Origin of the sequence: Actinophytocola sp., from assembly GCF_036378875.1 — a bacterium.
Classification (GTDB): Bacteria; Actinomycetota; Actinomycetes; order Mycobacteriales; family Pseudonocardiaceae; genus Actinophytocola.
In genome coordinates this window covers 1-25,041 of record NZ_DASUVO010000039.1, presented here as the reverse complement: position 1 = coordinate 25,041, position 25,041 = coordinate 1, and the positions used below count along the sequence as shown (strand labels likewise).

General features: G+C 70.0%; 21 protein-coding genes. 10 read left to right on the top strand and 11 right to left on the bottom strand.

All coding sequences use genetic code 11. From position 1 onward, the window contains the following. Positions 1-164 precede the first annotated feature (164 nt). Positions 165-2,495 carry a DNA 3'-5' helicase SftH gene (gene sftH / locus VF106_RS10530; RefSeq protein ID WP_330839439.1) on the top strand — a complete coding sequence of 777 codons (2,331 nt, stop codon included), beginning with the start codon at positions 165-167 and terminating at the stop codon, positions 2,493-2,495. Between the two features lie 760 nt (positions 2,496-3,255). Here sftH and VF106_RS10525 read toward each other — a convergent pair. From VF106_RS10525 to ssd, 8 genes are all read right to left on the bottom strand, one after another. Further along, positions 3,256-3,885 (bottom strand): bifunctional DNA primase/polymerase, encoded by a 630-nt coding sequence (locus VF106_RS10525; protein ID WP_330839438.1) that lies wholly within the window; start codon positions 3,883-3,885, stop codon positions 3,256-3,258. A gap of 216 nt (positions 3,886-4,101) precedes the next feature. Further along, positions 4,102-4,578, bottom strand: a complete 477-nt coding sequence (locus VF106_RS10520; RefSeq protein ID WP_330839437.1) for an Rv3654c family TadE-like protein — start codon at positions 4,576-4,578, stop codon at positions 4,102-4,104. Positions 4,579-4,880: 302 nt separating this feature from the next. After that, positions 4,881-5,183 (bottom strand): TadE family type IV pilus minor pilin, encoded by a 303-nt coding sequence (locus VF106_RS10515; protein WP_330839436.1) that lies wholly within the window; start codon positions 5,181-5,183, stop codon positions 4,881-4,883. Positions 5,184-5,242: 59 nt separating this feature from the next. Further along, positions 5,243-5,419 (bottom strand): DUF4244 domain-containing protein, encoded by a 177-nt coding sequence (locus tag VF106_RS10510; RefSeq protein ID WP_330839435.1) that lies wholly within the window; start codon positions 5,417-5,419, stop codon positions 5,243-5,245. A 23-nt stretch (positions 5,420-5,442) separates the two neighbouring features. Then, positions 5,443-6,177, bottom strand: coding sequence for a type II secretion system F family protein (locus VF106_RS10505; RefSeq protein WP_330839434.1), 735 nt, complete (start codon positions 6,175-6,177; stop codon positions 5,443-5,445). Beyond that, positions 6,174-6,971, bottom strand: a complete 798-nt coding sequence (locus tag VF106_RS10500; protein ID WP_330839433.1) for a type II secretion system F family protein — start codon at positions 6,969-6,971, stop codon at positions 6,174-6,176. The genes VF106_RS10505 and VF106_RS10500 overlap by 4 nt, the downstream gene beginning before the upstream one ends. Further along, positions 6,965-8,089 (bottom strand): TadA family conjugal transfer-associated ATPase, encoded by a 1,125-nt coding sequence (locus tag VF106_RS10495; RefSeq protein WP_330839432.1) that lies wholly within the window; start codon positions 8,087-8,089, stop codon positions 6,965-6,967. The genes VF106_RS10500 and VF106_RS10495 overlap by 7 nt, the downstream gene beginning before the upstream one ends. Before the next feature lie 258 nt (positions 8,090-8,347). Continuing rightward, positions 8,348-9,457 (bottom strand): septum site-determining protein Ssd, encoded by a 1,110-nt coding sequence (gene ssd / locus VF106_RS10490; protein WP_330839431.1) that lies wholly within the window; start codon positions 9,455-9,457, stop codon positions 8,348-8,350. A 461-nt stretch (positions 9,458-9,918) separates the two neighbouring features. Between ssd and VF106_RS10485 the strand changes: the two genes are divergently transcribed. The 6 genes from VF106_RS10485 (at position 9,919) to VF106_RS10460 (ending at position 18,165) form a co-directional block, all read left to right on the top strand. Then, on the top strand, positions 9,919-10,725 hold the full coding sequence (locus tag VF106_RS10485; protein WP_414638919.1) for an HAD-IB family hydrolase: 807 nt from the start codon (positions 9,919-9,921) through the stop codon (positions 10,723-10,725). A 612-nt stretch (positions 10,726-11,337) separates the two neighbouring features. Next, positions 11,338-13,104 (top strand): glycoside hydrolase family 3 protein, encoded by a 1,767-nt coding sequence (locus tag VF106_RS10480; protein ID WP_330839470.1) that lies wholly within the window; start codon positions 11,338-11,340, stop codon positions 13,102-13,104. Continuing rightward, entirely contained in the window at positions 13,098-14,369 is a 1,272-nt protein-coding gene (locus VF106_RS10475) for an exo-beta-N-acetylmuramidase NamZ family protein (protein ID WP_330839429.1), read from the top strand. The genes VF106_RS10480 and VF106_RS10475 overlap by 7 nt, the downstream gene beginning before the upstream one ends. Before the next feature lie 10 nt (positions 14,370-14,379). After that, positions 14,380-16,122, top strand: coding sequence for a serine hydrolase domain-containing protein (locus VF106_RS10470; protein WP_330839428.1), 1,743 nt, complete (start codon positions 14,380-14,382; stop codon positions 16,120-16,122). A gap of 179 nt (positions 16,123-16,301) precedes the next feature. Continuing rightward, a complete protein-coding gene (locus VF106_RS10465) occupies positions 16,302-17,219 on the top strand; it encodes a MurR/RpiR family transcriptional regulator (protein ID WP_330839469.1) in 918 nt (305 codons plus the stop codon). Between the two features lie 16 nt (positions 17,220-17,235). Beyond that, the gene (locus VF106_RS10460; protein ID WP_330839468.1) at positions 17,236-18,165 is read left to right on the top strand and encodes an N-acetylmuramic acid 6-phosphate etherase; all 930 of its coding nucleotides are present in this window, start codon (positions 17,236-17,238) and stop codon (positions 18,163-18,165) included. A 2-nt stretch (positions 18,166-18,167) separates the two neighbouring features. Here VF106_RS10460 and VF106_RS10455 read toward each other — a convergent pair whose 3' ends face one another. Continuing rightward, positions 18,168-19,547 carry an alpha/beta hydrolase gene (locus VF106_RS10455; RefSeq protein WP_330839427.1) on the bottom strand — a complete coding sequence of 460 codons (1,380 nt, stop codon included), beginning with the start codon at positions 19,545-19,547 and terminating at the stop codon, positions 18,168-18,170. A gap of 108 nt (positions 19,548-19,655) precedes the next feature. Here VF106_RS10455 and VF106_RS10450 point away from each other — a divergent pair, with 108 nt between their 5' ends. Together VF106_RS10450 and VF106_RS10445 are read left to right on the top strand one after the other, a co-directional pair. Then, entirely contained in the window at positions 19,656-20,768 is a 1,113-nt protein-coding gene (locus VF106_RS10450) for a sensor histidine kinase (RefSeq protein ID WP_330839426.1), read from the top strand. Then, positions 20,765-21,388, top strand: a complete 624-nt coding sequence (locus VF106_RS10445; RefSeq protein ID WP_330839425.1) for a response regulator transcription factor — start codon at positions 20,765-20,767, stop codon at positions 21,386-21,388. The genes VF106_RS10450 and VF106_RS10445 overlap by 4 nt, the downstream gene beginning before the upstream one ends. Here the strand turns inward: VF106_RS10445 and VF106_RS10440 are convergent. Both VF106_RS10440 and VF106_RS10435 read right to left on the bottom strand, forming a co-directional pair. Next, the gene (locus VF106_RS10440) at positions 21,385-22,014 is read right to left on the bottom strand and encodes a LysE family translocator (RefSeq protein WP_330839424.1); all 630 of its coding nucleotides are present in this window, start codon (positions 22,012-22,014) and stop codon (positions 21,385-21,387) included. The two genes, VF106_RS10445 and VF106_RS10440, sit on opposite strands and share 4 nt — an antisense overlap. Positions 22,015-22,162: 148 nt before the next feature. After that, complete coding sequence (locus VF106_RS10435) at positions 22,163-22,918, bottom strand: Fic family protein (RefSeq protein WP_414638917.1); 756 nt, start codon at positions 22,916-22,918, stop codon at positions 22,163-22,165. A 125-nt stretch (positions 22,919-23,043) separates the two neighbouring features. Between VF106_RS10435 and acs the strand changes: the two genes are divergently transcribed. Continuing rightward, positions 23,044-25,026 carry an acetate--CoA ligase gene (gene acs / locus VF106_RS10430; RefSeq protein WP_330839422.1) on the top strand — a complete coding sequence of 661 codons (1,983 nt, stop codon included), beginning with the start codon at positions 23,044-23,046 and terminating at the stop codon, positions 25,024-25,026. The last annotated feature ends 15 nt before the right edge of the window (positions 25,027-25,041 follow it).

Here is a 25,041-nt window from a genome sequence, read left to right as displayed (position 1 = left end):
TTATCCGCTGCGCGAGGCGGCCCCCAAGCTGCGGATACATGTGATTCGTGATCGATACAGAACATCGATACAGAATTGTCGTCGAAACAGTTATTCGGCACGCACAGGCAGCGGTCCGACACTCGCGGAACTGGTTGTCGGTGGCGTGTGCGACCCTCGCTCCCGTGAGTCGCCTCCTGCTCGACCGCGTCCTGGCCGGCGTGCCGCACGGCGAGGACCCGCTGCGGCACGTGCGCGAGTTGCCGGAGCGACCGGCCACACCGGTCGACTGGCCGTCCTGGGTGCCGTCGTCCCTGCGCGAGGCCCTGGCGGGCGTCGGGGTGACCCGGCCGTGGGCGCACCAGATCGAGGCGGCGACCCACGCGTGGGAAGGCCGGCACGTCGTGATCGCGACGGGCACCGCGTCCGGCAAGTCGCTGGCCTACCAGCTGCCCGTGCTGAGCGCGCTGACCGCCGACACGCGGGCGACGGCCCTGTACCTGTCGCCGACGAAGGCGCTCGGCGCCGACCAGCTGCGCTCGGTCGCCGATCTGGCCCTCGACGGCATCCGCCCCGCGCCGTTCGACGGGGACACCCCGATGCCGGAACGTGACTGGGCGCGGGCCCATGCGCGGTGGTTGTTCACGAACCCGGACATGCTGCACCGCGGCATCCTGCCGTCACACGCCCGCTGGGCGTCGTTCTTCCGCCGGCTCCGGTACGTCGTGGTCGACGAGTGCCACGGGTACCGCGGGGTGTTCGGGTCGCACGTCGCGTTGTTGCTCCGCCGGTTGCGGCGGGTGGCGGCGAGGTACGGCACGGACCCGGTGTTCGTGCTGGCGTCGGCGACCGTGTCGGACCCGGCCGTGTCAGCGTCCCGGCTGGCCGGGGTCCCGTGTGAGGCGGTCAGCGACGACGCCTCGCCACGCGGCGCGCGGACGGTGGCGCTGTGGGAGCCGCCGCTGCTGCCCGAGCTGGCCGGTGAGAACGGCGCGCCGGTCCGGCGCTCGGCGGGCGCCGAGACCGCGCGGATCATGACCGACCTCGTGGTGGAGGGGGCCCGCACGCTGGCATTCGTGCGGTCGCGGCGGGGCGCGGAGCTGACGGCGTTGTCGGCGCGGCACGCGCTGGCGGAGGTGGATCCGTCGCTGCCGGCGCGGGTGGCCGCCTACCGCGCCGGGTTCCTGCCGGAGGAGCGACGGGCACTGGAGAAGTCCCTCGCCGACGGCACGCTGCTCGGGGTGGCGAGCACCAACGCGCTGGAGCTCGGGGTGGACATCGCCGGGCTGGACGCCGTGGTGGTGGCGGGCTACCCGGGGACGCTGGCGTCGTTCTGGCAGCAGGCGGGGCGCGCGGGCCGGTCGGGTGACAGCGCGCTGGTGGTGTTCGTCGCGCAGGACAACCCGCTCGACACGTACCTGGTGCACAACCCGGCGGCGATGCTCGACAAGCCGGTCGAGGCGACGGTGATCGACCCGACCAACCCGTACGTGCTGGCCCCGCAACTGGCCTGCGCGGCGATGGAGCTACCGCTGACCGAGGCGTGCCTGCCGGCCTTCGGCGGCGCGGTGGCCCGCCGCGTGGTGGAGGACCTGACTGCGGAGGGCGTCCTGCGGCGGCGACCGACCGGCTGGTACTGGACATCCCGCGAGCGACCACACGCGTCGGTGGACATCCGCGGTTCGGGAGGCGACCAGGTGGCCGTCGTGGAGGCCGACTCGGGCCGGCTGTTGGGGACCGTCGACCCTGGCGCGGCGTTCACGACCGTCCATGCCGGTGCGGTGTACCTGCACCAGGGCACGTCCTATGTGGTGGATGAACTGGACCTGTCGACGGGTTTGGCGATGGTGCACCGCGAGGACCCGGAATGGTCGACGTCGCCGCGCGAGCAGGTGGACATCTCGGTGCTGTCGGTGGAGGAGCAGGCCGTGTGGCCGGACGGCGTGACGGTGAACCTGGGCGAGGTGGCGGTGACCTCGCACGTGGTGGCGTACCTGCGGAAGCTGCCGTCCGGCCAGGTGCTCGACCAGGTCCCGCTGGACCTGCCGGAACAGACGCTCAACACGCGGGCCGTCTGGTACACGCTCTCCGACGAGCTGCTGACGGAAGCGGAACTGACCAAACACGAGATCCCGGGCGCACTGCACGCGGCGGAACACGCGGCCATCGGCCTGCTCCCCCTGTTCGCGACTTGTGACCGCTGGGACATCGGAGGTGTGTCGACCGCGTCGCACCCGGACACCGGCGAGGCGACGGTGTTCGTCCACGACGGACACCCGGGCGGCGCGGGTTTCGCGGACCGCGCCCACGCGGCCCTCGTCCCATGGCTGACGGCCACACGGGACGCGATCGCCGCGTGCGAATGCCCGTCGGGCTGCCCGTCGTGCGTGCAGTCCCCCAAGTGCGGCAACGGAAACGAGCCGCTGAACAAACAAGGCGCGATCAGCGTGCTGAACACGGTCCTCACCGTGGTGACAACGTCCACAGAGGAACCTCGCGACTCGAAGGCCTCATGACCGACGCCCGTTGGGGTTGTGGAGAGTGAGCATGAACCCGGGGACAGCCACTGTGTCCTGAAAGGACAATGCGCTGGGCGACATGGCTGGTGTCCTGAAAGACGCGATGGGGACGTTCAACGACACGAGCGCGTCTTTCGGGACATTGCCCGAGGCGTGAAAAGCCCCTCGTTGGATCTGGGTTCAACCCTGTGAACGCACCGTTCACCACACCGGCAGGGTGGTGAACGCGCCTTTCACCGCGCGACCTGCGAAGCCCTCGGCGAATCTTCGCGGTCACAGCATTAGCGGTTGATGGGTGTTCGCGACGAGTCTGCGTTGGGAAAGCACAGAGCGCCGGGGCGGCTGTGGACCTGCCCCGGCGCTCTGAGTTAGCCGGGCGCGCGAGGAACGGTCTCAACCGCTCTCGGGAGTCGCGCTCGTATTTGGGACTTCGGCTGGGTTTTCCCCTGTGTCGCGGAGGTATGGGGAGGCAGACCCCTCCGCGAGACAGGCGAAAACCGTTCGGCCAGGTTTCGCCGACGGCGGCGTGGCCGCCGTGTCCCTTTCGGTCGCGACGCGGGAGATCTGCTCCTCCTGCGAGCGCCCGGCATGCTGCCCGTCCCGGTTGGCCACTGATAGGTGCGGGAGCAGCGCCTATCCGGGACGGGTTGGTGCGGTGGTGCCGCGCGACATGCGGACTTTCCACCGCGGGGTTTGCCGGATGGGTGCGGGCTCCGGCAAAGCTTTTCGGGGGTTTGGACCCCAGTTCGCGGACCTGTCAGTCCGCGGTGACCAGTCGACCGCCGCGGGCGTAGGTCGACTCGTTCGCGATCGCGTCCATCAGTGCGTCCTGCACGAGGCTCGCCGCCGGCATCTGCCAGCCACACACCTCGGGACGGACACGCCAGTGCACGACTCCGTGCTCGACCGGCGTCGGCGGTAGCGGAACCCAGCTACCAGCCTGGTGCAGCACGACATCACCGTGCTCGACGAGTGGGCTCGCGAGTTCCTGTCCGGAGTGGACAAGGAACGTCCAGCGGTCGTCCGGGGTCGCGAGGATCGGCACCGGCAACCCGACCGCGCGCAGCACCCTGGCTGCGCCGCGACCCAGATGTCCTGGCACCTCAATGGCGTCGAGTGTCACGCCGGTCGCCAGCAGCAGGCTGTACGGCTGCCCGGTCCACCATGTGGCGACCTGCTCGGGCTTCGTGCCGATGCGCTCCTGCCAGTCCGCGTGTACCGGCTGGGGGCCGGTGTTCTCCACGCCCTCGCGGCCCGCCCACTGCGAGCCAGCCGGATAGGTGCCTGGCAGCACTGCCCAACCACGCCACGCGAGGCCGATGGCCTGCGCCCGTAGTTCGACGTGGAAGGCTCTGCGCCAGCTATCCGACGAATCCATGTCCAACATGTCGAGCTCTTGCCTCCTTGTACTGCGGGCTCCCCTGTGCGGCGAGGCGCCCTACCGATACTTAACGGCACCGGGTCCACCCGTCGAAACTTGCAGTCGACAACTGGTCGTCTACGCACGGTGAAACGAATACGCGGTAAAGACCGGCTGAAGCCCCGCTGCCGGCGAACGGTGGTCCAGACCGGTCCGCGACCGGGCCGCAATACCGTTCACCGTTCAACGGCGACCGTTGAACGGGCGCCAACTAGCCCGCTCCACTGGTCCAGCCCGAGCCCGTGCCGTCGCCTCACCGAAACTCCCCAACGCTCCGGACGGCGCCGTGACCACCTCGACAAGTGCGTCCCAATCGGACAGCCGGCACGACCGGACCATGACGTCCATCTGCTCGGCCACCCACCGCGCTTCGGCGCAAGCCGCCCCCTCACCAGCGACGGCCGTGGCGGCGGCGGCGAGCGCGGCGAGATCGGCGGCGCTCTCCGCCCGGTGCCGAGTGACGACCGCGGCGGTGAACGACAGCAGCCAGAACATCACGATCATGACCGCCGCGATGCCGCCGGCCGCCATCACTGTCGCCGAGCCTCGGTCGCCTGACCGCTCATCGCGCCCGTTCGGCGGCGAACGGTCAAGCGGCACGAACCGGATGCTCCGCCGCCACCGGGAGCCACCGACCTCCGTCGACGAACGGTCGTTCACCGGACAGCCCTGCCGAAGAACGGCGACATACATCGGTGTTGGTGTCGCGACATGCACGTTTTCGGTCGTCCACCGGCAGATGTCAGTGCTTTGCCGGTCAGGCCACCTGAACTGCTGATCGCACAATCTCTTCTACTCGACAAGGTGCTCCCTTTACTTGAGTGGGTGGGCCGCACGCCGGCTCGTGTCCGGACAGCACCGGATGGCACGAGCGGTCGGCACGAGCCGGCAGGCGCGGGACCCATCCCGCGGTTGGGACGTCGCGTTTTTGTTGAGCGCCAGCGGGTGCTTCCCGCGTTGGCTCACTCGGTCGGTTCGCGGACGGCGAAGGCCTGCGCATGTAAGCGCATTCCCGGGAGCACACCCCCGGCCGGCGCGGCGCGTACGTCGACGTGGATGTGCGCGCCCTGCGTGCTGATGGTGATCTGTGCGCCGGCGGGAGCTATGCGAGCGGCCGCGTTCCTTGCTTGCTCTGGTTCGCCACGGGCCGCCTGCCTCGCCGCCTCCCTTGCCGCGTCCAGACAGCGCACCTGGTCCGCCGCCGCTGCCAAGCAGTACAGCACCATGCCCAGCACGATCAGGAAAGTTGACAGCGCAATCGCCATCTCCACCGTGACCGCGCCGCGGTCGTCGCGCTTTTTTCGGTGTCTCCCGGCCATGGATGTCAGCCGCTGAAGTTGAGTGCTCGTTCGACCAGGTCGGTGAGACCCGCCTGCACTCCTCCGCTTCGCACGACCACCAGGAGGACTGTCGCGAGGGCGGCGGTCACGATCATGAGGATCGCCGTCTCGGTGGTCGAACCCGTGTCGTCGAGGAAGGCGTGTCGGGGTGGGTGGAACATGTTTCTCCTTCTATTGGTGTGTTTCACAGTGAGAACCCCTCGGTCAGGCCGGCTACCACCGGCACGAGGCCGAGACAGACGAAGGCCGGTAGGAAGCACAGTCCCAATGGCACAGTGATCAGCACGCCCGCCCGCTGGGCCGCTGCCTCCGCCGCGTCGGAGGCGTTCGCGCGAACCGACGCCGCCAGGTCGGTGACCAGGTCCGCCAACGCCGTACCCGACTGGGCCGCACGACGGGCGCCTCTCGCCAGCGCCGCCGTGTCCGGACAACTCGTTGCCGGGGCCCATGCCGTGTGGGGGTCAGCGCCCAACGCGAGTAGGTCGGCGGACGCGCGGAGCGCCCGCGCGGCCGTGATCGGCAGCTCACCCGCGACCGCCGTGACGGCCGTCGGCACCGGAAGCCCGGCCCGCAGACACGCGGCCAGCAGGTCCCAGGTCGCGGCCACGGTCATGGGGTCGGCCTTCGGTGGTTGCCTGGCGCGGCGGAGGAACCACGAGACACCGATCGCGACCATGGCCCCGGCGACGGCACCGCTGGGCAACCCGACGACCACGGCGGTGAGCGCGCCGGCCGCCGCGGGAAGTAGCAGTCGGGTCGCGTGGTCGCTGCTCGGTCTGCTGGTGACGCGACCCCACAGCCGAGTGCCGGGCAGGGGACGGCCGGACAGCCAGGCGAGCCGCATCCTTGCCACGTCGGCGCGTGACAACAGTGGGATCGCCGCCGCGAGCAATATGAGCGCGATGCTGTGGCTGATCATCGGACCACCACCCGGTTCGTGATGCGCCCCGACCACGCGACACCCGCGCACAGCAGGGCGACGCCCACCACCAGCAGCATCTGGCCGAGCCCGCTGCTCGTCAGCAGCCTCAGCGGGTTCGCGCCGATGCCCTCACCCAGTGCGATGCCGAGCAGCGGCAGCAGGGACAGCACCAGTGCGCTCGATCGTGGTCCCGCCATCCTGGCGAGGACCTGGCGAGTGAAACGTGCCCGTAGGTCCAGGTCGCGCCGGGCCGCGTCGAGTACGTCGGCCAGCGGTAGGCCGTGTCGTTGCGCCAGCTGCCATGCGGTCGCCACTCGACCGAGTGCGGTGGCGAGGGCCGGGGAGCCAGTGGTGTCGAGAACCGCGGTGATGTCACCGTCAAGCCGTGCCGCCGCCGCGATGGCGCGCATCGTGGGAGCGATTGGTGAATGTGCGTCCTCAGCCGCTGCCTCGGCGGCTGCCGCCGGATGGGCTCCGGCACGGAGACCCGCCACGAGTGTGCGCAGCGCCTCGGCCAGCCCGTCCATCGCGGTCAGCGATTGGCGGTTCGCCGCGCGGGCCGTTGTCTGCCGCCGGATTGTCGCCGCCAGAAGAGCGGCCGCCACCGCGCCGCCTGGTCCGGCGAGCAGCCAGCCCGTGACCACTGCCGCGACGATGGCGGTAACGGCGCTCGGCCGCGGTGCACGGAAGCGTTTGCGGGAGTGTTGACCGGTGATGGCGCGCAGTCGCGTGCCGGCACGGATGTCGGGCCAACACAACAGTGCGAGGCTGGCCAGAAGCAGGCTCACCATGGCGCGGCCACCCCTCGCTCCGCGAGCAGTGCCTTGAGCCGGGTGCGGTCGTGGACGACCCGGACGGTGTCGCCGTGCCGGTCGAAGACGCCGACGTCGGTGAGACGCCGGGCGCCGTCCCTGTCCCGGCACATGTGAAGCACGACGTGGAACGCGGCTGACAGCTGGCTGTGCACTGCCGCTCTGGGCAGACCGCCGAGCGCGGCGAGTGCCTCCATGCGTGCCGGCACCTCGGCCGGGGAGTTGGCGTGGACCGTGCCGGCGCCGCCGTCGTGACCGGTGTTGGACGCGTTGAGCCAGTCGCAGACCTCGCTGCCACGCACCTCCCCGACCACCAGGCGGTCGGGGCGCATGCGCAATGCCTGCCTGACGAGATCGGCGAGCGTCACCTCGCCCGCCCCCTCGACGTTCGGTGGCCGGGCGATGAGACGGACGAACTGCGGGTGGTTCGGCGCCAGCTCGCCGGCGTCTTCCACACAGACGATCCGTTCTCGAGCGGACACCTCGCCGAGGAGCGCGTTGAGCAGCGAGGTCTTGCCCGCGCCGGTGCCGCCGGTGATGACGAACGCCAGCCGCGCCTCGACGATCGCCCTGAGCGTGTGGTGGACGGTGTCGTCGAACGTGCCGAGCGCGCGAAGAGAGTCGAGGTCGTGACCCGCCGGACGAAGTACCCGCAACGAGATGCACGTGCCGTCGGCGGCGATCGGCGGGAGTACCGCGTGGAGGCGAACCCGGCCGGGCAGCCACGCGTCGACGAACGGCTGGGCGTCGTCGAGCCGGCGGCCGCAGGAAAGGGCGAGCCGCTGCGCGAGGCGGCGAACCGAGTCCTCGTCTGCGAAGGTGATGTCGGTGCGGCGCAGGCCGCCGGCGCCGTCACACCAGACCTCGTCGGGTGCGGTGACGAGGACGTCGGTGGTGCCGGGAGCACGGAGGAGCGGTTCGAGCGGGCCGGCACCGACGAACTCCCTGGTCATGAGATCCGTGGCGACCAGGATGTCGTCGTGGCCTGCGATGCCGCTCTCCTCGCGGACCGCACGGGCCACCTCCGCGCGCGTGATCGCGGTCCCGCTGGTGGCGAGGCGCCCGCGGACGCGCTCGACGAGATCAGCGGTGCTCACGTGTGCTCCTTGGTGATGTGGTGGCCGGCGCCCGGGCTCCGCGGGGGAGTTCGGATCCGGGCGCCGGCCGTCCCCGGCCGGATACCTGTGCCGGCGGGGACATCTGTGGAACGGGCACATAGCCCTGGTTTCGCCTCGGCGAGAAGGAGATGACGTGGGGTGCCGGGCCAGGCGAGTGGCCCGGCACCCACTCCGCCCTCGCCATGGCCGGAGTGCGGTAAGCCGGGGCGAGGGAGTCGGTCTTCGCTGCGTACGTGGTCACGAGACGGCCCTCAGGTCGCCGTGGCCCCGGCCGGGGTTCGATCGGATCGTGGCCAGTTCCGTCAGCGTTGCTCGTGCCGCCTGAGTCAGTGGGCCCTTGCTTCTCGGGTGGAAGTCGCCGCGTTCCAGGGACTGCGCCAGCTGAGGTTCCGGCCGCATCGTGGTCAGGAGAGGGACTCCCGCCGAGGCCGCTATCTCGTCGGCGCGTAGACCACCCGGGGACGGGCCTCGCACGATCAGTTGTGCGGTGGTGCCTCGGTTCGCCAGTTCCTCGGCTGTCTGTGCCGCCGTGATGGCGGCTCTCACCTCCGCGGGCGTGATGATGACCGTCAGGTCGGCTCGGTCGATGGCCGCCCATGCCGTCGCGTCCAGTTGTCTCGGAACGTCGCAGACGACCACCTCACCTGCCCGGCGGCCGGCCTCGATGACGGCCGCCACCGCGTCCGGGGCTGGTCCTTCGCCTTTTCTCGCACCGGAAAGCAAGGTCATCTGGGCATTGCCCCGGCGTCTGGTCGGAAGGGACTCGTGTAGTGAGGCGGCCGCTATCCGTCCGGCGCTCAGCCGCATGTCCGGCCAGCGAAAGCCTGCCTCGGTCTCCGCGCCGAGCACAACGTCCAGGCCGCCGCCTCGTGGGTCGCAGTCGATCAGGAGCGTGTTGTCGCCTGCCTTCAACGCGGTCAGGCCCACCGCGACCGAGAACACCGACGCGCCAGCGCCGCCTCGGGCGCCCAGAACCGCAAGGACCTTGCCCGAGTTGCTCGGTGGACCTTCTGCCGCGTCGGCCAGTGCGTTCACCAACCACGGCTCGGCTCCCGGGAGCGTGACGACGCGTTCGGCGCCCAGCTCCATCGCCTGTTTCCACAGCTCTGGTGGTTCGGGATCCGCTGCCACCACGACGATGGCGGCGCGGGTGGGCAGGGACTGGGCCACGCACGCGGTCACCGCGGTCTGGTCCAGCAGGACCAGAGGAGCGCTCGACCAACGTTGTCGTGCCGCCGAGGCGTCCGGGACCAGTTCCAGGTCGCAACCAGCCGCGGCGGCCAGCTTCAGCAGGTCGTCCAGCAAGGCCTCGTCCGCTACGTAGGCCACCGGGCGGTTCGCGTTCATCACATGCCTCTCGGGTCCGTGGCCGGGCGGGAGTGCCCGGCTGGTTCCACGATCGGCGGGTGCGGGAGCGGGGACAACGCGTGAAGATCGAGATGTGGACAACCGGAGTGGCTGTGGACAACTGGCCCCGTGCGCGCCTTCAGCGCGGCGAGTTTGTCGGTGGGTCGAGATACCCTGGACCGTTTGAGCGCGCGACGAAACAGGCGCGATGAACGGGCGCGATTGAGACAGGGCGACGAAACCCGAGACAAGACGGGGGTGAGGGACGACCCCCGCCAGGGGGGAGGGACGGGGGTCGTCGAAGGTTCAGCCCCGGGGGGTCGGACTGAACCGGTCCGGCGTCACGCCGGATGCCATCACTGTAGCCCGTTACCTCCCAGTCTTGGTTGCAACTTGCTCGAAGTGCCGCAACAACTCGGCCCTACCTGCGGCAACCGGCCGATGCGGGACCGGTCACTCCTATGCTGGGTCAAGTGACCGACCTACGCGCCGCCGCGTTCTTCGACCTGGACAAGACGGTTATCGCCAAGTCCAGCACCCTGGCGTTCAGCCGGCCGTTCTTCCGCAACGGCCTCATCAACCGCCGGGCGGTGCTCAAGGGGGCCTACGCCCAGTTCGTTTTCGCCGCCTCGGGCGCCGACGCCGACCAGGTGGAGCGCATTCGCGCACACCTCACCGCCCTGTGTACGGGCTGGGACGTCAAGCAGGTGCGGGCGATCGTCGAGGAGACCCTGCACGACATCGTCGATCCGCTGGTCTACGCGGAGGCCACCGAACTGGTCACCGACCACAAGAAGGAAGGCCGCGACATCGTGATCGTCTCGGCGTCGGGGGCCGAGATCGTCACGCCCATCTCCGACATGATCGGCGCGACGCACAGCATCGGCACCAGGATGGTGGAGACCAACGGCAAGTACAGCGGCGAGATCGAGTTCTACTGCTACGGCGAGAACAAGGCAACAGCCATGAAGGAGCTCGCCGCGACGCATGGCTACGACCTCACCACCAGCTACGCCTACACCGACTCCATCACGGATCTGCCGATGCTGGAGGCGGTGGGCCACCCGACCGTTGTCAACCCCGATCGCGGGCTGCGTGCGCTTGCCACCGAACGTGGCTGGCCGGTGCTCGAGTTCACCAAACCGGTGTCGCTGCGGTCGCGGTTCCAGCCTTCGGGAGCGGCTGTCGCGGTCACCGCGATCAGTCTCGGCGCCATCGCGACGGCCGGTGCGACATGGTACGGGATCCACCGCCGCAGAAAACGTTGAAACATTTCAGGAAATGGCGCTGGGCTAAGCAGAATACGCTCACCTTCAGTCGCCATCAACCACTTACGGAGTCTGTAACGGTGCACCCGACCGTGCTCTTGAAGTGACCTTGCCCACTGAGTACAAAGGAGATGCGGACTTCCGGTCAGCCAGGGACCAGTCGAAGAGAAGACTGGTCCACCCTGCCGGAGCTCCGTGCACGAGCACCGGGCACCCACGCGCAGCACGCCGCGGGAGGCATGTCGTCTAGGGACTGCGTACCGGGACGCCGGACGCCGAGGCCAGGTTTGTACGACACCGTTGCACGCTTGGTAACCCGAGTGGCTCGTGCTGGCGATTGGGCGATCCCCGCCGGGAGGCAGGGGGTCGCCCAGTTTGCTTTTCTGGGGCAATCACAAGAGCGCGCCTTTGTCGGTGCGGCGGGTTAGGTTAGGCCGAACACCTACTTGTCCACGAGTCGATTTCGTGGGTAACTTACGAGTGCTGCTCGCTCTCGGTTAAGAGGTTACGGATTGTCCCGCTTGGCCGGCCAGGGAGGCCGCTGTGTCTCTGTCCAGATCGTCTGTCCGTCGCTGCCTGTCCGTCGCGGTCTCGGTGGTCGCGACCGGTGCCATGGTTAGCGGCGTGCAACCGGCCACCGCGGTGACCGGCACGGCGACACCGCAGGCGAGCCCGGAGGCGGCCGCCGAGGCCCGCGCACGGGCCGAGTTGCGGGGGATGTCGCTGGAACAGAAGATCGCCCAGCTGTTCGTGGTCTCCGTGTGGGGCAAGAGCGCGGACGAGGCACACCCCACCAACCGCACGAACTACGGCGTCGACACCCCGACGCAGGTGATCGAGAAGTTCGGTGTCGGCGGGGTCATCTACTTCAACAACAGCACCACCGACAACGTGGACAACCCGGCCCAGATGGCGGCGTTCTCCAACGGCCTGCAGAAGGCGGCGACGCGGTCGAACACCCGGCTCCCGCTGATCATCGCCATCGACCAGGAGGGCGGCAACGTCACCCGCCTCGAGTCGCCGGCCACCGAGTTCCCGTCGAGCATGGCCGTCGGCGCCGGGCGCAGCGCGGCGGACGCCAGGACGATCGCCACGATCAACGGCCGCGAACTGCGTGCCATGGGCATCAACCAGAACTTCGCGCCGGACGCGGACGTCAACTCCAACCCGGACAACCCCGTCATCGGCGCCCGGTCGTTCTCCTCGCGTCCCGAGTTGGTCAGCCGGCTCGTCACCGCGGAGGTCGAGGGCTACCAGGAGGGCGGCCGGCCGAGCCAGACCGTCTCCTCGTCTGCCAAGCACTTCCCCGGCCACGGCGACGCCCACCAGGACAGCCACACCGGCCTGCCGAACATCGACCGCACCGAGGCCGAGTGGCGGGCCACCGACCTGCCGCCGTTCAAAGCCGCCATCAGGGCGGGCGTCGACTCCGTCATGACGGCCCACATCCAGGTGCCGAGCCTCGACCCGTCCGGCGTGCCGGCCACGCTGTCCAAGCCGATCCTGACCGGGCTGCTGCGTGACGAGCTCAAGTACCAAGGCGTGATCGTCACCGACGCGCTCGGCATGGGCGGCGCGAACGTCTTCCCGCCGGAGGAGATCCCCGTGATGGCGCTCGAGGCGGGCGTCGACCAGCTCCTGATGCCGCCGAACCTGCAGGTGGCGCTCAACGCGGTCAAGGCGGCCGTGGACAGCGGCCGGCTGACCGAGCGGCGCATCGACCAGAGCGTGCTGCGGATCCTCCTGCTCAAACTCAAGCGCGGCATCCTGACCTCGCCGTTCGTCGACGAGAGCAAGCTCACCGAGCGGGTCGGCACCCCTGACCACCTCGCCACGATCCAGCGGATCAGCGACCGCACGACCACCGTCCTGCGCAACGACGCGAGTCTGCTGCCGTTCCGCGCCAACCCCGGCAGGGTCCTGGTCACCGGCATCGGCGACACGGTGTTCACCGCCCGCAGCCCGCAGTGGCTCGCCGACAGCCTCAATCGCCGCGGCGCCACCGCCACGGCGCTGCCCACCGGGGCCAACCCCAACGCCACGACGGTCGCTGGCGCGGTCACGGCGGCGGGCTCGGCCGATCTCGTCGTCGTGCTGACCAACAACCTCAAGGACCGGGTCAACCAGCGAAACCTGGTGTCCGCGCTGCTCGCCACCGGCAAGCCGGTGATCGCGGTCGCGTCGCAGATCCCGTACGACGCGGGTTACGTCGACGCGCCGACCTGGCTCGCCACCTACGGCTGGCGCGCACACGCCATGGAGTCCCTGGCCAAGGTCCTGTTCGGCGAGCTCTCCCCCACCGGGAAGCTGCCGGTCGACATCCCCGTCGGCGGCACGTCGACGATCCAGTACCCCTTCGACTTCGGACTGACATGGTGAGCAAGGACCGGCGCGGCATGGACCGCCGTAACTTCCTGATGGCCTCGGCGATGGCGGCGCCGCTGGTCGGGACCAGTGGCGCCAGCGCGGAACCGCACGGGCAACGGGGCACGGTCACCGGCGCCGACTCGCTGGCCGCGGACCGGTGGTCCAGGTTCACCGGGCGCAAGCTCGGCGTCCTCACCAACCCGACCGGCGTGCTGCGCGACCAGACACACGTCGTCGACTCGATGGTGGCCGCCGGGGTCAAGCCGACCGCGGTGTTCGGCCCCGAGCACGGCTTCCGCGGCACCGCGCAGGCCGGCGGGTCCGAGGGCGACTACCTCGACCCGCGCACGCAGGTCCCGGTGTACGACGCGTACGGGGCGAGCGCGGCCAAGCTCGCCGACCTGTTCACCAAGTCCGGCATCGACACGCTGGTGTTCGACATCGCCGACGTCGGCGCCCGCTTCTACACCTACATCTGGGCCATGTACACGGCCATGCAGGCGGCCGTGGCGACCGGCGTGCGCTTCGTCGTGCTCGACCGGCCCAACCCCGTCGGCGGGCGGGCCTTCGGGCCCGTGCTGGACCCGGCGTTCGCGTCGGGGATCGGTCGCAAACCCATCCCGCAGCAGCACGGCATGACCGCCGGCGAGCTGGCCCGGCTGTTCGACGCCGAGTTCCTACCGGCGGACGCGGGCGGGCGGCTGGTGAGCCTCGACGTGGTCCGGCTGAAAGGCTGGCGTCGGGACGACCTGTTCTCGGACACCGGCCTCACCTGGGTCCTACCGAGCCCGAACATGCCGACGCCGCAGACCGCGCTCGCCTACCCCGGCACGTGCCTGTTCGAGGGCACGGTCCTGTCCGAGGGGCGGGGCACGACCCGACCGTTCGAGATCATCGGCGCGCCCGGGATCGACTGGCGCTGGGCCGAGGCGCTCAACCAGGCCCGGCTGCCCGGTGTCCGGTTCCGCGAGGCCTACTTCGTGCCGACCTTCTCGAAGTGGGTCAACCAGACCTGCGGTGGCGTGCAGCTCCACATCACCGACGAGCGCCGGTTCGAGCCCATCAGGACCGCGGTCACGATGCTCGTCACGGCCAGGCAGGTGCACCCGAACGTCTTCGCGTGGCGACCGGACAACTACATCGACAAGCTGTCCGGTTCGGCGCGGCTGCGCACGATGGTGGACGGCGGGGCGAGCGTCGGCGAGGTGACCGGAGCGTGGCGGGCGGAGCTGGCCGCGTTCACGAAGCTGCGGGAGAAGTACCTGATCTACCGGTGAAGAGGGGGCCATGTCCAGAGTCAGGCGCGTCGCGATGCTGGCGGTGGTGGTGGCCATGACGGCGGGTTCCGGCGTGAGCGTCGCCGAGTCGCGCGGCGGGGCGAGCGGCCGGTTCGACCAGTCGTGGACGGGTTACGCGAGGTCTGTGCTGCGGGACGGTCCACCGCAGGCGGTCGGCCTGGACCCGGCGCCCATCGACGCCGCACTCGCCAAGGTCGACGAGTGGACCAGGACCAACTACGACCCGAAGCTGACCGTGCCGCTGTACTCGGGGGCGGTCAGCCTGCTCGTGCACAACGGCGTCGTGGTCAGCCGGGGCACCTACGGGTACGCGGTGCGGTACGCGGACGGCGCCGGCACGGAGCTGCCCGAGGACCAGAAGGTCCCGATGCGACCGGACACGATCTTCGACATGGCGTCGGTGTCGAAGCTGTTCACCTCGATCGCGGTGATGCAGCTGGTGGAGGCCGGCCAGGTGGACACGGGCGCGCCCGTCGCGACGTACCTGCCCGAGTTCGGCGTCAACGGCAAGGAGTCGATCACCGTCGGGCAGCTGCTCACGCACACCTCGGGGCTGGTGTCGTGGCTGCCGCTGTGGTCGGCCCACCCGGACATCCCGTCGCGGATCAAGGCCGTGATGGACGTGGCGCCGAGGACCACGCCCGGCACGACCTACGAGTACTCGGACCTCAACCTGATCACGCTCGGCGTGCTGATCGAGCGGGTGACCGGCAGGACACTGGACGTGGTGGTGGCCGAGCGGATCACCGGGCCGCTGGGCATGGTCGACACCGGCTTCAACCCGCCGGCATCGAAGCTGGACCGGATCGCGGCGACTGAGTTCCAGACCGCGCCGCCACGAGGCATGGTCCGTGGCTCGGTGCACGACGAGAACGCCTGGTCACTGGGTGGCGTGGCGGGGCACGCGGGGATCTTCTCCACGGCCGGCGACATGGCGGTCCTCGCGCAGACGATCCTCAACGGCGGCGAGTACCAGGGGAAGCGGATCCTGCGGCCCGAGACGGTCACCGACATGCTGGCCAACCACAACGGGGCCTTCCCCGGCAATGACCATGGGCTCGGGTTCGAGCTGAACCTGATGCGGTACATGGGCGCGCTCTCCGGGCCACGCACCGCCGGACACACGGGCTACACCGGCACGGACGTGGTCATCGACCCGGCGACGCGGTCGTTCGCGATCCTGCTGACCAACCGGGTGCACCCGAGCCGGAACTGGGGATCGATCAACATCGCCCGCGAGACGCTGTGCACCGGACTTGCCAAAGCACTCGCCGTTCGGCCACGACTCGGACGGGACTCGTGGTTCACCAGCCCCGGGGACGCGTCGTTTGCGTCACTAACCACCGTAACGCTTCACCCAACTGGACCCGTTCGAGTGAACTTTTACGCGTTTGTGGACACGGAGCGCACCGATCGGTTGGTATTCGAGGCAACCACCGACGGGGTGACATGGGCGACAGTGCCGCTGTCGGTCCGGGGCAGAGGTGCACCGGACGCGGCGGTCACGTCACTCTCCGGCAACGGGCACCGCGCCTGGTGGAAGGTGGAGGCTCGACTACCCTTCGCAGCGGAGATCACGCTGCGTTGGCGGGTCACTACCGACGCCCGTTACACCGGGCGCGGGGTGAACCTTGATGAGATAGTGGTCACGGAACGTGGTCAGACGCTCCTCAACGGTGAGAAAGAACCCCACAAGCTCCACCCAGAAGGCTGGCAGCGTAGATCACGATGAGGGTGAAAAACTGGTCCGGGCGCTAACAAGGTGCGGGTAACCATCGATTCCGATGTTGCACCTAAACAACCGTACCCTGAAGCTTTGACCGAGCACGGGTAGCGTTGTCCACAGACGACGTCTGCCACCTTGTCGTCCAACATGCCTGTTAGTAAGTTTCCCACGTGAGCGCGAGTGCCATGACCACACAACACACTGAGTCAAGTCCGCTGGTCCGGATCCGGTCCCTACTGCCCGGTCTGGCCCGCGCCGAGCAGCGCGTCGCAAAGGTCGTCCTGGACAACCCGTCCACCGTCGCCCGCCGCAGCATCACCGAAGTGGCCGAAGCTGCCGGTACCAGCGAGACGACCGTCACCCGGTTCTGCAAGGCGATCGGCGTCGGCGGCTATCCGGAGCTGCGTATCGCCCTGGCCGCGGACACCGCCCGTTCGGAGGCACGTGCCGAACGTGACCTCGGCGGCGAGATCAGCCCGGACGACGACCTGGCCACCGTCGTCGGCAAGGTCACCTTCGCCGACGCGCGTGCCGTCGAGGAGACGGCCGCACAGCTCGACGCCGACGTACTGGAGAAGGTCGTCGAGGCCCTTGCCTCGGCCGGCCGCGTCGACGTCTACGGCGTCGGCGCCAGCGCGTTCGTCGCCGCCGACCTCCAGTCGAAACTGCACCGCATCGGCCGGATCAGCTTCGCCTGGAGCGACACCCACATCATGCTGACCTCCGCCGCCGTGCTCCGGCGCGGCGACGTCGCCGTCGGCATCTCCCACACCGGCGCCACGGCCGACACCGTCGAGGCTCTTCGCGAGGCACGGCGGGCCGGGGCGACCACGGTCGCACTGACCAACTTCCCCACCGCGCCGATCAGCGAGGTCGCCGACCTCGTGCTGACCACGGCGGCGCGGGAGACGACGTTCCGTTCCGGCGCGATGTCGAGCCGGATCGCACAGCTGACCGTCATCGACTGCCTGTTCATCGGGGTCGCCCAGCGCCACCTGGCCGACACGATGAAGGCCCTCGACGACACCAGAGACGCGGTGGGCACACACCGGTTGGAGACCCGCCACGACGGTCGCCGCAAGGCGCGGGAGACCGGTAAATGATCGTTGGGGGAGGCCGCTGATGACTGTGCCGCGCCAGGCCGTACACGTCGATTCGCCGACAGAACGTCGCAACCCGCGTACGACGGACCTGGACTACCTGTCCACGCTCGATCTCCTACGCTCGATCAACGCGGAGGACCACCTCGTCCCGGACGCGGTGGCCGCCGCGCTGCCCGAACTCGCGACCGCCGTCGACCTGGCGGTCGAGGCACTGCGTGGGGGCCACCGCGTGCACTACGTGGGTGCCGGCACCTCCGGCCGCCTGGCCACGGTGGACGCGGCCGAGCTCGCGCCGACGTACAACGCGCCACGCGAGTGGTTCGTCGTGCATCACGCCGGCGGCGACCTGGCACTGCAGAGCGCCGTCGAGGACGCCGAGGACGACGAGCAGACGGGCGCCGGCAAGCTCGCGGCGTCCGCCTCCCCCGGCGACTTCGTACTGGGCCTGACCGCGTCCGGCCGGACCCCCTTCGTGCTCGGCGCACTGCGTGCCGCGCGCGAGCTCGGCGCGCGGACCGCGCTCGTCTTCTCCAACCCCCACGCGACGGGCCTGCTCGACATCGACGTGCTGATCGAGGTCGACACGGGCCCCGAGGTCGTCGCCGGCTCGACCAGGATGAAAGCCGGCACGGCACAGAAGCTGGTGCTCACGGCCTTCTCCACCGCGGTCATGGTGAAGCTCGGCCGCACCTACTCGAACCTCATGGTCAGCATGCGGGCCACCAACGCCAAGCTGCGTGGCCGCACCCTCCGGATCCTGCGCGAGGCGACCGGGCTGTCGCAGCAGGAATGCGCGAACGCCCTGGACGAGGCACAGGGCGAGCTCAAGGTCGCGCTGGTCCACCTACTGTCCGGTGTGGACCCGTCCCGCGCGGCAGCGGTCCTCGCCGCCACCGACGGCCACGTCCGCAAGGCCCTGAACACACTGGGCGCGACCGCGATCTGAGCTCACGCCGGGCAGTGGGTCTCCGGTGGTGGCAGGCGGCGGTCCGCTAGGTAGTCGTACACCAGGGCGGCGGTGCAGGGTGTGCGGGTGGCGACGCCGTGTCCCATGCCGTCGTAGGTGGCGAGGACTGAGCCCGGCAGTTGGCTGGCGACGTGCGTCGCGCCCTGATGTGGGGTGGACGCGTCGTAGCGGGAGTTGAGCACCAGGACCGGCGGTGCGCCGCGCACGTTCAGCGGGCGCTGCGGGTTCGTGGCCGGCACGGGTGGGTTGATGCACAGGTCCGCGATGTCGAACGCCGCGCCGCGCACGTCCGGGGCGATCGTCCGTGATGCCGCGCGGAGCCGCTCTGCCCGTGCGAAGGACGTGGTTCGGTTCCGGTTGTCGGCGCACTGGAGGTAGATCGGCAGTGGCGTCGTCGCCGCGCGGGTTGCCGGCGCCGCTCCCAGGTTCGCGATCTCGTGTGCCACTGCCGGCAGGTTCGGCTGCGTCAGCGGGGCGACGATCCGAACGGTGAGCGCTGCCGGATCGATCCGGCGCGTCGGGTCGGTTGGATCGGTCAGTCGGCCCTGCTCCGCGCGGGCGAACAGGTCGGCCAGCCGGGCACGGACGTCGGTGCCGTGCAGCTCGCAGGACGGCTCTTTGGCACACCACGACACGAACTGGTCGAACGACTCCTGCGCGGCACGCGCACCCGCCAGCGCGAACTCGTCGGAGTCGACGCTGTGGTCGAACACGCTGTCCAGCACCATCGTCCGGATCCGGTGTGGGAAGCGCTCGGCGTACATCTGGCCCACAACCGTGCCGTACGACAGGGCGTACAGATTCAAGGTCGGCTCGCCGAGCGCTATGCGGAGCGCGTCCACGTCCCGCGCGACGTCGGTGCTGTCGACGTGGTCGAACAGTGCGCCGGTCCGTCGTCGGCAGTCGGCGCCGACCGCGGCCTGCGCGGCGAGCAGGGCGTCGAACTCGCGCTGGTTGGTCGGAGTCGGTTGGTCCAGCCGGGCGACAAGGTCCCCGTCGCACTCGATCGCGTGGCTGCGGCGTACCCCGCGCGGGTCGAAGCTCACCACGTCGAAGTGCGCGGCGACGTCCGGCGGGAACAGCACGCGGAAGATCTGGTCGTTCGTCACCGCGTCGACGCCGGAACTGCCCGGCCCGGCCGGCGGGTAGACGAGCGTGCCGAGCTTGGTATCCGTGGCGGGGCGGCGGGCCACGGCCATGTCCAGCCGTTCCGCGCCGGGACGTGCCCAGTCGACCGGGACGTCGACGGTGGTGCAGGACGCGTGCGGGTTGTCCGGGCAGGGCTGCCAGGCCGGGGACGCCGATACGGGCACCCCGACGAGCGGCACCACGACCGCGAGCAGCAGATGTCGGATAGTCATGGGACCCACGGTGGTGGCGACAAGTGCCGGGCACCTCCTGCTCTGGGCTATCGCTTCTCCGTCCGTGGGAGGAGGTGCACCCGGACACCGCCGCATAGGGTCGGACGGGTGACGTCGCTGCTGTGGCTACCCCTGCGGGCGCTGCCGCTGCTGGTCACGGCCGCGTACCTCGCGGTGCTGCACGGACCCACGCCGGTGACGATGCGCGACTGGCTCCTGGGCCTTGGTGCGGCGACACTCACCGGGCTGGGCGGGTGGGTGCCGTTGACCGCCACGGTCACGCAGTCGGCGTTGCTGCTCGCGACCCTGTGGGACGGCACGCAGATCGCGATGCCGATGATGTTCATCCTCGCCATGATCACGTTGGGCGAGTTGTGGATACGCGGCGAACGCTGGCGAGGCTGGGTCGGTGCCGGTGCGTTCACCGCGGCGCAGGTCGTGCTCTACGCACCGTATTTCGACCCGGTCCTGTCCACGGCGTCGCTACTCGTGACCACCGCCCCGCCGGTGTTGCTCGGCGTCTACATCCGGTCGGTGCTGCGCCGGGCGCTCGACGCGGACCGGCGCCGGGACCTCGCCGTCCGGGACGCCCGGCTCGCGGAGCGCACGGAAATCGCGCGTGAGCTGCACGATCTCGTCGCGCACCACATGGCGTCGATCGCCGTGCAGATCGGGGCGGCCCGCCACGCGATGGCCGGCACCAACGCCCGCGTCGACGAGGCGCTCGGACAGGCACACACCACGACACGTGCCGCGCTGACCGACCTGAAGCGCCTGATGGCCGTGCTCCGCGACCCCGCCGCGATGACCGACGACGCGGGCGCGGCCCTCGCGGACGCAGGCGGGTTGCCGACCGCGCTCGCCTCGGCCGTCGCCAGGACCCGCGCGGCCGGCGTCACGGTCGACGCGGACATCGACCCGGCCGTCACGGATCTCGACGCCATCCACCGGCTCGCCGTGCTCCGCGTCGTCCAGGAAGGACTCACCAACGTGGTCAAGCACGCCGGCCCGCGGCCGCGCGCGTCGCTCGTCGTGCGGGCGGGCGACGACGTGCGGATCGTGGTCACCGACGACGGCCCAGGTATCCGCGCGGGACGAGCCGGGTTCGGGCTGGTCGGCATGCGGGAACGGGTGGCGCTGCTCGGTGGCACGGTGCGGGCAGGCACCCGGTCGTCCGGCTGGTCGCTCGAGGTGACGATCCCGACCGGAGGTGAGGCGTGATCCGCACGCTGCTCGTCGACGACCAGCGGCTCGTGCGTGCCGGGCTCCGCATGCTGTGTGAGAACACCGCCGACATCGAGGTGGTCGGCGAGGCGGAGAACGGACACCAGGCCACACAGCTGGTGGCTCGGCTCGTGCCGGACGTCGTGCTGATGGACCTGCGCATGCCCGGCGTCGACGGCATCACGGCGACGAGCCGGATCCTCGCCGCGCACCCGGCCGTCCACGTCTTGGTGCTGACCACGTTCGACGACGACGAGCACCTCTATCCCGCGCTCGCGGCGGGCGCGCAGGGATTCCTCGGCAAGGACGCGCCGCCCGAGCAGTTGCTGGACGCGATCCGCCGCACCGCCGCCGGTGAGTCGCCGTTCAGCCCGTCCGTGCTGCGTCGTCTCATACGCGCGGCCGTCGACGCGCACCGCACTCCCGAAGCACCGGCCGGCCTCACCGACCGGGAACGCGAGGTGCTCGCGCTGGTCGGCGACGGGTTGTCCAACGCCGAGATCGCCGGCCGGCTGCACGTCGCGGTGAGCACGGTGAAGACCCATGTCGCCGCCCTCATGACGAAGACCGGCGCCACGAACCGCGTGCGACTCGCGATCCTCGCCCACCGGGGTTAGCGGCCGTCGGCCACCAACTTGATGCCGAGTCCGATCAGGACGGTGGCGGTCGCACGGTCCAGCCAGCGACGGACACGGTCCCGGAGCAGCAGGGCGCGAGCACGGGACGCCGCCCAGATGAGCGGCGGGAACCAGACGAAGCCGATCACCACGTGGATCGCGACCAGCAGGATGCCCCATGACGTCGCGTCCTTCGGCAGGAACTGCGGCAGCAGGCTCATGTAGAACACGCCGACCTTCGGGTTCAGCAGGTTCGTCACGACGCCCGTGCGGAACGCGGCGAACAAGCCGGGCGCGGCCGGAATGTCGACGTCCGAGACGCTCGGCTTTCGGTTGCGCGGCAGTGTCTGCCAGATCGCCTTGGCACCGAGCCACACCAGGTACGCCGCACCCGCGACGCGCACGATGTCGTAGGCCAGTGTGGACGCGGCCAGCAACGCCGTCAGCCCGGCGAGGCTCGCGGTCGCCCAGACGACACAGCCGGTCGAGATGCCGACCACGGTCGCGAGGCCGGCCCGGCGACCGCCGAGCATGGTGTGGCGCAGCACGAGGAGTGTGTCGAGCCCGGGGGTCATCACGGCGAGCGCGGCGACGAGTGTCCAGGCGAGCAGCGCGGTGGTCGACATACCCGCATGACATACGAAAGGTGGGCCGAGGCGCTAGGGGGTTCCTCGGCCCACCTTGTGTGTGGGATCCCACTCGGCGAGGAAGGGGGGACTCGCCTGTCTTCAGGGTCCTCGTCCGTGCACGAGGCACGCTGAACTTCGGCTGGAGTCAGGCCGGGAGGGCCGCTTCCGCGATGCTCGTGGCCTCGCGGGCGCCGGCCTCGATGGCCTCACAGCTGAACAGCAGCCACTCGGTCAGGCCGTCGCCGCCCTTCGCGAACGCCGCCGCGGCCTCGCGGTAGCGGTCCGAGCGGCGCAGGAAGAACACCTCGGGGACCACCAGGCCCTTCGGGTCGAGGCCCGTCGCGATCATCGAGACGCGGGCCGCGGCACGGGCGACCACGCCGTTCGCGGTGTCGAAAGGGGACAGTGCGAGCAGCTCGCCGTGCACGATCGCGGTGAGCACCGGGCCGGGCACCGACGTGCCGCCGGCCACCAGCTCGGCCAGGATGTCGAGCCGGCGGGACACCGCACGCGCCGGGCGGGGCCTGCCGAGGGACTCGTCGTCGGCCAGGTCCGCGGCGGCCAGCACGTGGAGCCGGGCCAGCGCCTGCAACGGCGCGCGTTGCCAGACCGGCAGCAGCGGCCCGATCGACTCGCCGATGCGAAGTGCGCCCGCCAGGTGAGGCTCGGTGACCTCGCCGGTGGTGGGGATGTCCGCGTCGCCCCCGTCCAGCGCGGCGGACGCGCGGGCCGCGCGTACCGAGGCCTCCGCGGCGGTCGCCGGCCAGCCGCGGCGGTTCGCCGGATGGCCGTGCACCGCGTCGACCGCCTCGCGTGCGGCGGCCACCGCCTCTTCGACGCCGGGAAGTGCCAGCAGCGGCGCCAGGGGGTCTATCACGGAACGGACACTACCGGGTGTCATCCACGAGGGTTAACCCAAAACGGTCCACCAATTGGTCTGGACCTCTCTTGATGCTGTTGCCAGGCGAGATAGCACACTACGGTCATGGCAAACACGCACCTCTTGGGTCGAGGAGGATCCGCATCATGACCGAGCAGTCCGGCCAGGGCCCGACGCTGGACAACTTGCTCACCGAGAGCAGGACGTTCCCGCCGAGCGATGACTTCGTGGCTCAGGCCAACGCCAAGGCGGACCTGTATGAGGCGGCCGAGACCGACCGCGAGGCCTTCTGGGCCGAGCAGGCAGGCGCGCTGAGCTGGGAAACCCCCTGGGACCAGGTACTCGACTGGTCGAACCCACCGTTCGCGAAGTGGTTCGTCGGCGGCAAGCTCAACGTGGCGTACAACTGTGTGGATCGTCACGTGGAGGCCGGCAACGGCGACCGGATCGCGATCCACTGGGAAGGCGAGCCTGGTGACGGGCGCACCATCACCTACGCCGAGTTACAGCGCGAGGTCTCGAAGACCGCGAACGCCCTGTCGTCGCTGGGCCTGCAGGCCGGTGACCGGGTCGCGATCTACCTGCCGATGCTGGCCGAGGCGATCTTCTCCATGCTCGCGTGCGCCCGGCTCGGCCTGACCCACAGCGTCGTGTTCGGCGGGTTCTCGGCCGAGGCGCTGCGGTCGCGCATCGACGACGCCCAGGCCAAGCTCGTGATCACCTCGGACGGCCAGTACCGGCGCGGCAAGCCGGCGCCGCTCAAGGCCGCCGTAGACGAGGCGGTCGCGAAGACGCCGTCGGTCGAGCACGTGCTGGTGGTGAAGCGGACCGACACCGAGGTCGAGTGGACCGAGGGCCGCGACATCTGGTGGCAGGACCTCGTCGAAGGGCAGTCCGACCAGCACACGCCCGAGGCGTTCGACTCGGAGCACCCGCTGTTCATCCTGTACACGTCCGGAACGACCGGTAAGCCGAAGGGCATCCTGCACACGTCCGGCGGCTACCTGACCCAGACCGCCTACACGCACCGGAACGTCTTCGACGTCAAGCCGGAGAGTGACGTGTACTGGTGCACCGCCGACATCGGCTGGGTGACCGGACACAGCTACATCGTGTACGGACCGTTGGCGAACGGCGTGACCGAGGTGGTCTACGAGGGCACGCCGAACACGCCGCACGAGGGCCGGCACTGGGAGATCGTGCAGAAGTACGGCGTGACCGTCTACTACACGGCGCCGACGCTGATCCGCACGTTCATGAAGTGGGGTAAGGACATCCCCGAGAAGTTCGACCTGTCGTCGCTGCGGGTGCTCGGCTCCGTGGGTGAGCCGATCAACCCGGAGGCGTGGATCTGGTACCGGGAGAACATCGGCGCGTCGTCGACGCCGGTGGTCGACACGTGGTGGCAGACGGAGACCGGCGCGATCATGATCTCGCCGCTGCCGGGCGTGACGTCGGCGAAGCCGGGCTCGGCCCAGCGGGCGCTGCCGGGCATCTCGGCGAAGGTCGTCGACGACCAGGGCAACGAGGTACCGGCGGGTGGCGGCGGTTACCTGGTGCTCGACAAGCCGTGGCCGTCGATGCTCCGCGGTATCTGGGGCGACGAGCAGCGGTACAAGGAGACCTACTGGTCACGGTTCGCCGACCAGGGCTTCTACTTCGCCGGCGACGGCGCGAAGTACGACGCGGACGGCGACATCTGGCTGCTGGGCCGGGTGGACGACGTGATGAACGTGTCCGGGCACCGGATCTCCACGACCGAGGTCGAGTCGGCGCTGGTGTCGCATCCGACAGTCGCGGAGGCCGCCGTGGTCGGCGCGACCGACCCGACGACCGGTCAGGCGATCGTCGCCTTCGCCATTCCGCGCGGCAACGTCGACACGTCCGGCGGCGCCGTCGAAGAGCTGATCAAGGATCTGCGTAACCACGTGGCCAAGAAGCTCGGCCCGATCGCCAAGCCGCGGCAGATCATGCTCGTGCCGGAGCTGCCCAAGACCCGCTCGGGCAAGATCATGCGGCGACTCCTCCGCGACATCGCCCAGGGCCGCGCCCTCGGCGACACCACGACCCTGGCCGACGCGAGCGTCGTGGAGACGATCCGGGAGAACTCGGGAAAGGGCGAGGAGTAAGGCGGCTGCGGACTT